Origin of the sequence: Caldimonas tepidiphila, from assembly GCF_003569765.1 — a bacterium.
Classification (GTDB): Bacteria; Pseudomonadota; Gammaproteobacteria; order Burkholderiales; family Burkholderiaceae_C; genus Caldimonas; species Caldimonas tepidiphila.
The window spans coordinates 1-1,164 of sequence record NZ_QXMG01000165.1 but is presented as its reverse complement, the minus strand read 5'-3'; the positions used below and the strand labels follow the sequence as shown (position 1 = coordinate 1,164).

The window sequence follows — 1,164 nt, the reverse complement described above, 5'->3', positions numbered from 1 at the left end:
TGAGCGCGAGGGCGACGGCTTGGCCGAAGGCCTTGCAGCCGAGGGAGCCGCCGAGGTCGGCGGTGCGCATGGCCGGGTTCTCCAGCACGCGGTCTACCGCCGTCTCCATCGCCGCGCCCGCCTCGCACAGCGCGGGCTTGCCGTGGTGCTCGCCCATCCACTGCACCAGCATCGCCACCGACAGGATCATCGACACCGGGTTGGCCAAGTCCCGCCCCGCGATGTCGGGTGCCGAGCCGTGCTGGGCCTGCGCGCAGCAGTGCGTGTCGCTGGCCATCATCGAGCCCGCCAGCCCCAGGCTGCCCGAGAGCTCGCTGGCCAGGTCCGAGATGATGTCGCCGTAGAAGTTCGTGGCCACCAGCACGTCGAAGCGCTCGGGGCTGCGCACCAAGTGCGCGGTGGAGGCATCGACCAGCAGGTCGTCGAGCTGCACCTCGGGGAAGTCCTTGGCCACCTTGCGCACGCACTCCAGGAACAGCCCGTCGGTCATGTGAAAGCTGTTGGCCTTGTGGATGGCAGTGACCTTCTTGCGCCGCTTCATCGCCAGCTCGAAGGCGCGGCGCGCGATACGCTCGCTGCAGTGGCGCGTGATCTTGCGCGTCGACAGCGCCATGTCGGGGCTGGGCATCACTTCGCCCCAGCCGCGCGTCATGTTGCGGTCCGGGTAGAAGCCTTCGGTGGCCTCGCGCATGATCACGAGATCCATGCGCTTGCCCGGCTTCATGTTGGACTCCAGGAACGGGCGCGTGCGCGCCGGGCGCACGTTGGCGTAGAGGTCCAGGCCGATGCGAAAACCCGCCGAGACGTTGCGACCGCCCTTCTCCGGCGCGGGGTAGTCGGCGTGCGACTGTGTGCCCAGGATGATGCCGTCGTAGCCGCGTGCGCGCTCGAGCACTTCCTCGCGCAGCGTCGTGCCGTGCTTCTCGAGGCTTGCGAAGCCCACGTCGTCGTAGTCGAACTGCAGTCCGAGCCTGAACGCTTCGTTGGCCGCGCCCAGCACATCGAGCGCTGCGGCAACGATCTCCGGACCAATGCCGTCACCCGGCAGCACAAGGATCTTCATGCGTCTTCTCCAAGCTGTTTGAGTCAATGGCATCTCCGACGCCATGCCTCGCAGTGTAGAGGGACGATTGCACTAAAACAATACTAAATACAAAACGGAGG

The 1,164-nt window shown here is 66.5% G+C and carries 1 protein-coding gene; it reads right to left on the bottom strand.

The annotated features are described in order from the left end of the window. Positions 1-1,063, bottom strand: a 1,063-nt coding sequence (locus D3A59_RS24900; RefSeq protein WP_157991717.1) for an isocitrate/isopropylmalate dehydrogenase family protein, incomplete at its 3' end; no start/stop codon positions are given. Positions 1,064-1,164 lie beyond the last annotated feature (101 nt).